Consider the following 6,636-nt stretch of genomic DNA (forward strand, 5'->3'; position numbering starts at 1 on the left):
GCGGTCCACCCGACGTGCCCGCCGGACCCGTTCGGGTCCTCATCCGTCCTGGGCGACGCGGCCCCCGGGGGGCTGCGTGATACTCCCCGCATGGCCCTGCACTCCGGCGCGTCCAAGCCGACCCGCACCCCCCACACCAACCCGTTCGCGCTGCTGGCCGCCCCGGCCGTCGGCGACGCCTTCGCCGTGCCGCAGCACGCACTGCACGACAATCCGGTGCCCCCGGACATGGCGTACCAGCTGATCAAGGAGGAGTTGCTGCTCGACGGCAGCGCCCGGCTGAACCTGGCCACCTTCGTCACCACCTGGATGGAGCCGCAGGCCCTCCAGCTGATGAGCGAGTGCGCCGACAAGAACATGATCGACAAGGACGAGTACCCGCAGACCGCGGAGATCGAGCGGCGCTGCGTCTCGATCATCGCCGACCTGTGGCACGCGCCGAACCCGGAGGACGCGACCGGGTGCTCGACCACCGGCTCCAGCGAGGCGTGCATGCTGGCCGGGCTGGCCCTCAAGCGCCGGTGGGAGGCCAAGGTCCGGGCCGAGGGCGGCGACCTGACCGTGCGCAAGCCCAACCTGGTGATGGGCATCAACGTCCAGGTCTGCTGGGACAAGTTCTGCCGGTACTGGGACGTCGAGCCGCGCCTGGTGCCGATGGAGGGCGATCGCGTCTACCTGGACGCGCCGTCCGCGGTGGCCGCCGTCGACGAGAACACGATCGGCGTGGTGGCCATCCTCGGGTCGACCTTCGACGGCCGGTACGAGCCGGTCGCCGAGATCTCCGCGGCCCTGGACAAGCTGGCCGCCGACGGCGGTCCGGACATCCCGCTGCACGTCGACGGCGCGTCCGGCGGCATGATCGCGCCGTTCCTGGACCCCGACCTGGAGTGGGACTTCCGGCTGCCGCGGGTGGTCTCCATCAACACCTCCGGGCACAAGTACGGCCTGGTCTACCCGGGCGTCGGCTGGATCATCTGGCGGGACAAGGAGCACCTGCCCGAGGAGCTGGTGTTCAACGTCAACTACCTGGGCGGCAACATGCCGACCTTCGCGCTGAACTTCTCCCGCCCCGGCTCCGAGGTCATCGCGCAGTACTACAACTTCTTCCGGCTCGGGCGGTCCGGCTACACCGCGGTGCAGCAGTCCTCCCGCAACGTCGCGCTGGCGCTGTCCGGGAAGATCGGCGAGCGGCCGGAGTTCCGCCTGATCACCAAGGGCGACGAGCTGCCCGTGTTCGCGTTCACCACGTCCGAGAAGGTCACCGGTTGGGACGTGTTCGCCCTGTCCCGGCGGATGCGGGAACGCGGCTGGCAGGTGCCGGCCTACACGTTCCCGGCCAACCGCGAGGATCTCGCGGTGCTGCGCGTCGTCGTGCGCAACGGGTTCTCGATGGACCTGGCCGAGCTGTTCTTCGGCGAGCTGGTCGCGGCCGTGGAGTCGTTGAACGAGGAGGCCGGCAGCGACAAGGTGCTCAGCGGGCCGACCGGCTTCCGGCACTGATCCCGCCGTCCCCGCGCGCCGGCCGCGGCGCGCGGGGACGGGCTCACACCGGATCCTGCTCCGCGTCCGGCTCCGGTCCGGACGCCGGCGCGGGTGTCGCCGGGACCGGCGCCGGGACGGGAGCCGAGGTGGCCGCGTGGGCCAGCAGCACGATGCCGGCCAGCCGGTCGGCCTTCACCCCGTCCAGCCGCAGCACCCGATCGTCGCGCAGCCGCACCTGGACGTCACCGCCCCGCGGGGGCGGGTGGACCGTGGTCACGGCCGACCACGGGACCGGCCGGAGGAAGCGGCCGCGCCGGAAGCCAGACCGGCTCACGATCGTCGCCGGCACCAGCCAGCCGAGCGCCAGGCACAGGGCGCCCGCGATCACCGGCGGCACGGCCCAGAGGTTCCCGGCGACCAGCCCGAGCAGCCCGGGAACCAGGAACGTCAGTCCCAGCGCCGAATACAGGACGCGGTCGGCCCGTCCCGGCGGGTAGCGGCCGAGCGCCCGATGCACCTCGGCGACGTCGTCCATCCGATCGCCGGTGGCGACGGGCCCGGCGGTGCGGTCAACCATGCCTGCACCCTAGGCCGCTCGCCGGACCCGGCCCCGCAGGCGCCGACTAGGGGTCTCCTGACGAATCCGGCTCCTCCGTCGCCGCATTCACCCAGGCCACCCCTCCCGTGCTCGATGGTGGCCTCGCAGGCTCAGCCAACTAGGCTGCCCCGTCGTGGTGTACGGACAGGAGTCGGTGTTCGCGATCGCCGTGGCGCTGCCGTCGTGGCTGCTCGTGGCGTACCTGATCGGCCAGCTCGCCCGGTGGCTGCTGCGCGGGCGGGTCACGCTGTCCACCAGCGCGACCACGGTGATCGCGGTCCTCGGGGTGTCCGGGGGGTTGCTCCTCGGCGGCCTCGTTCGCGGCGTGGACGCCGAGCCGTGGGACGTGATCGTCATCGGCATCGCCGTCGGGCTCACCATGCTGCTGCTGGCGCTGTTCGCGACGGTCGCGGCCCGGCTGCAGCCGGCCCGTCCGGTCCAGTCCGTCGACGAGCTGATCCGCCGGGGCGAGTCGGACCGGTTGGAGTTCAAGTCCAGCGCCCGGTGGAACCTGCACACCAAGGCGCGCGACGAGAAGATCGAACTGGTCATCGCCAAGGCGGTGTCCGGCTTCCTCAACGCCGACGGCGGGACGCTGCTGATCGGCGTCAACGACGCCGGCGAACCGGTCGGGCTGGCGAACGACTTCGCCGTGGTCAAGTCGCCCGACCCGGATCGCTACGAGCTGTGGCTGCGGGACCTGCTGGCGACCACGCTGGGCCAGCCCGCCGCCGTCCAGGTCGTCATCGACTTCACCCCGGTGACGGTCGACGGGTCCGAGACCTACGTCTGCCGGGTGACCTGCCCGGCCTCGCCGCGCCCGGTGTTCCTGCGGCCGGGCAAGGGCGGCACGCAGCCGGAGCTGTGGGTGCGCAACGGCAACTCCACCCGGCAGCTCAAGGTCGACGAGGCCGTCGACTACGTCATGGACCGCTGGCCGCTGGGGCTGGGCCGCACCGTGGCCGCGCAACTGCGGGCCGCCGCTCGCGGCTCCGGCGGCTGACGGGCCCGGCGGCTGACCGGCCCGGCGATCAGCTGCGCGGTTCCGCGCCCGACGTCGGAGCGGGCAGCACGACCCGGTTCGCCCGGGCCGCGGCCGGCACCGAGCCGGTGTCCACGGCGGTGACCGGCGTCGACCCGGTGATCGGCTCGCCGGGGGAGCGCGGGGCGCGCGCGACCGGACCGGCGCCGGCCGCCTTCTCCAGCGGCAGCACGGCCAGGGCGATCAGCAGCCAGAGCAACTGAACGCTGCCGGCGAAGGCGAGCACGACACCGCCGCGCTCGTACTCCCAGTCCTTGACGTCCATCAGCGACGCCGTCGGGATGCACCAGACGGCCAGGCCCGTCGTCATCAGCATCGAGTAGCCGACGACCTGGGCGATCCGGCGCAGCAGGACCCCGTCCGATGACCGGTAGCCGCTGGTGTCGGCGGCCAGCTCACCGATCGCGCGCCGCAGCTGCATCGCGATGATGAGCATCGTCGGGAAGATCCAGATGATGTGGTGCACCCAGCTCACCGGGCTGACCAGTACGCCGACCAGGCCGGCCAGGGTCATGGCGGCCAGTTCGTCGCCGGCCAGCGCCGCCCGGCGGGCGCGCCAGAAGCCGACGACCACGACCAGGGCGGCCAGGATCAACCACGGCAGCCGGGCCGGGGCGAGCGGGGAGTCGATGCGGGCCAGCAGGCCGTTGATCGACTGGTTCATGGTGGTGTCCAGGAAGCCGACCCGGGAGGTCTCCCACATCAGGGCGGTGAAGTACTTCCAGGTCTCCGCCGGCGCGATGACCAGGCTGACCAGGTTCGCGGCGATGACGGTGCCGATCGCGGTGAGCGCGGCCCGCCACCGGCCCACGACGAGCAGGTACAGGATGAAGATGCCCGGGGTCAGCTTGATCGCCGTGGCCAGGCCGATGCCGACGCCCGTCCACCTGCTGCCGCGGCGGCCGAGCACCAGCAGGTCGACCGCGACGAGCAGCACCAGGTAGATGTTGATCTGGCCGAACGACAGGGTCTGCCGGAACGGCTCGAGGGTGAACGCGAAAGCGGTGACGACACCGACCGCGGCCAGCATCAGCGGCTTGGGCAGCCGGACCCGCTCACGCAGCACGAGGTAGACGAAGGCCGCGCCGGCCGCGACGATGCCCACCATCGACAGCACGAGGACTGCCGGGTAGGGCAGCAGCGCCATCGGCGTCATCAGCAGGGCGCCGACCGGCGGGTAGGTGAAACCGAGCTCGATGTTGACCGGATCGGGCTGCGAATACGCGTACAGATCGTGGCCAGAAGTCCAGAAGTTGATCGCGTCGTAGTACAGCCGCAGGTCGAACTGGTGATGATCCTGACCGATGACCTCGTTGAACGCCCAGGCCGCGAAGGCGGCCAGGAGGACCGGCAGCACGACGACGACCACCCGGGTCGCGCGCGGCAACGAATCCCACCAGCGCACCACGCGCATGGAGGTCATGGTTGTTCGATCAACATGTGTCACGGTTGGTGATTATCGCAAGAACCGCTAAATGATCGGTACCCATTTGACCATTCCGGTACATCGGAAAGATCACGTCGGTGCCGAGCAACCTGCACGTTCCCCGTTCAAGGCCGATGAAACCGCTGGTCAGATCGGTCGAGGCGACGTCACCGGCACCATGGAAAGCCTTTCCGGCGCTCCTGCCCCCGTCGGGGGCGGTCGAGTAAAGAAATGGTCAAACAATGGCGGCGCCGGGCGTCGGGAGTAAAGGCACGGCCAAATGTGAGCGGCACCACATTTCGATCCGACCACGGCCGGCGCGGCGGCCGGCGGCTCCCGGGGGACGGCGGGTGGGCCGGTCCGGTCGGGCGTTGGGTACGGTCGGCCCACACCGACCCGGGAGGAGCCCGCATGCCGTCGCCGATCGAGGTCCGCAAGATCCCCCTGCACAGCGTGTCGGACGCCTCCGAGCTGACCGCGCTGTTCGACGCCGGCGTCATCGATCCCGACCGGGTCGTCGCGGTGATCGGCAAGACCGAGGGCAACGGCGGCGTCAACGACTACACGCGGATCATCGCCGACCGGGCGTTCCGCGAGGCGATCGGATCGGCCGGCTCGCGGTCGACCGACGAGATCCGGCAGATCCCGATCGTCTGGTCGGGCGGCACCGACGGCGTGCTGTCCCCGCACGCCACCGTGTTCGCCACCGTGCCCGACGGCGTCGTCCCGCCGACGGACGAACCGCGGCTGACGGTCGGCTTCGCGATGAGCGAGCAGCTGCTGCCCGAGGACATCGGCCGCACCGCGATGATCACCAAGGTGGCGGCCGCGGTGCGGGAGGCGATGGCCCGGGCCGGCATCAGCGATCCCGCCGACGTGCACTACGTCCAGACCAAGACCCCGCTGCTGTCGATCCACACGATCCGCGACGCCAAGCAGCGTGGCCAGACCGTCTGGACCGAGCACACCCACGAGTCGATGGACCTGTCCAACGGGTGCACCGCGCTCGGCATCGCGGTCGCGCTGGGCGAGATCGAGATGCCGGGGGACGCCGACGTCATGCACGACCGGTCGCTGTTCTCCTCGGTGGCCTCCTGCTCGTCCGGGGTCGAGCTCGACCAGGCGCAGGTCGTCGTGGTCGGCAATGTCCGCGGCCTCGGCGGCCGTTACCGGATCGGCCATTCCGTCATGCGGGACGCGCTGGACGCCGACGGCATCTGGGCGGCCATCCGCGACGCCGGCCTCGAGCTGCCCGATCGCCCGCACCCGTCCGACCTCGACGGCCGGCTGGTCAACGTCTTCCTCAAGTGCGAGGCCTCGCAGGACGGCCAGGTCCGCGGCCGGCGCAACGCCATGCTCGACGACTCCGACGTGCACTGGCACCGGCAGATCAAGGCCTGCGTCGGCGGGGTCACCGCCGCCGTCACTGGTGACCCGGCCGCCTTCGTCTCGGTCTCCGCCGCCCACCAGGGCCCCGATGGCGGCGGCCCCGTCGCCGCCATCGTCGACCTCGGCTGATCCCCGCGCACCCCGGCCACCCAGCACCCCCGACCCGCCGCGCCCCCCGACCCGCCGCGCCCCCGACCCCGCTGCCGCGCGGATCTGTGAGTCTGGGTGGGGCACCGGTTCTGGTGGTTCTGGCAGGGTTCGGTGTTGGTGTTCGGGATTGACTCGGCGTGGATCTGGCCGCTTGGGCGTGCCTTCGAGTTGACGTGTCGTCCTGGGCGCCGACGCCGGCCTGCTCACCTGGTGGCCTGATCAGAAGCCTAGCCCCGGTCCCTCGTTCGCGCGAGGTTTCGGGTGACCCGTCACAGATGTGCCGTGGGTGGGTCCTCCAGGCCAGCGTCGACCCTTTGTTGGCCCGAGCTCTGGAAGGAGAGCAAAGAGCCATGCCTACTGTGGCAGATTCCGTCGACGCGGTCGTCGGCGGTGACACCCATGTGGACACCACCAGCTTGTGTGTGTCCACACTCGGGAATGTGGATACCCGCGCGGACGAAGTCGTCGACTCCCGTCCCACCGGTCACATTCGGGGTGAGTTGACGCTTCTATGTCTGTCAAGCGGCGGTGTTGATCGTTGATCTTGTT

General features: G+C 70.9%; 5 protein-coding genes. 3 read left to right on the plus strand and 2 right to left on the minus strand.

Going from position 1 to position 6,636, the window contains the following annotated elements:
- Nucleotides 1-90 precede the first annotated feature (90 nt).
- Nucleotides 91-1,500, plus strand: a complete 1,410-nt coding sequence (locus ACOJUF_RS04760) for a glutamate decarboxylase (RefSeq protein WP_420120716.1) — start codon at nt 91-93, stop codon at nt 1,498-1,500.
- A gap of 43 nt (nt 1,501-1,543) precedes the next feature.
- Here the strand turns inward: ACOJUF_RS04760 and ACOJUF_RS04765 are convergent, their stop codons facing one another.
- Complete coding sequence (locus ACOJUF_RS04765) at nt 1,544-2,059, minus strand: hypothetical protein (protein WP_420120717.1); 516 nt, start codon at nt 2,057-2,059, stop codon at nt 1,544-1,546.
- A gap of 154 nt (nt 2,060-2,213) precedes the next feature.
- On the opposite strand from ACOJUF_RS04765, the gene ACOJUF_RS04770 reads away from it, so the two are divergent.
- On the plus strand, nt 2,214-3,083 hold the full coding sequence (locus ACOJUF_RS04770; RefSeq protein WP_420120718.1) for a helix-turn-helix domain-containing protein: 870 nt from the start codon (nt 2,214-2,216) through the stop codon (nt 3,081-3,083).
- Nucleotides 3,084-3,111: 28 nt separating this feature from the next.
- On the opposite strand, the gene ACOJUF_RS04775 is transcribed toward ACOJUF_RS04770, so the two are convergent.
- Nucleotides 3,112-4,545: a glycosyltransferase 87 family protein gene (locus ACOJUF_RS04775; RefSeq protein ID WP_420120719.1), complete on the minus strand. Its 1,434-nt coding sequence runs from the start codon at nt 4,543-4,545 to the stop codon at nt 3,112-3,114.
- A 414-nt stretch (nt 4,546-4,959) separates the two neighbouring features.
- On the opposite strand from ACOJUF_RS04775, the gene ACOJUF_RS04780 reads away from it, so the two are divergent.
- Nucleotides 4,960-6,066, plus strand: coding sequence for a ring-opening amidohydrolase (locus ACOJUF_RS04780; protein ID WP_420120720.1), 1,107 nt, complete (start codon nt 4,960-4,962; stop codon nt 6,064-6,066).
- Nucleotides 6,067-6,636 lie beyond the last annotated feature (570 nt).

The organism is Nakamurella sp. (genome assembly GCF_048594475.1).
GTDB lineage: Bacteria > Actinomycetota > Actinomycetes > Mycobacteriales > Nakamurellaceae > Nakamurella.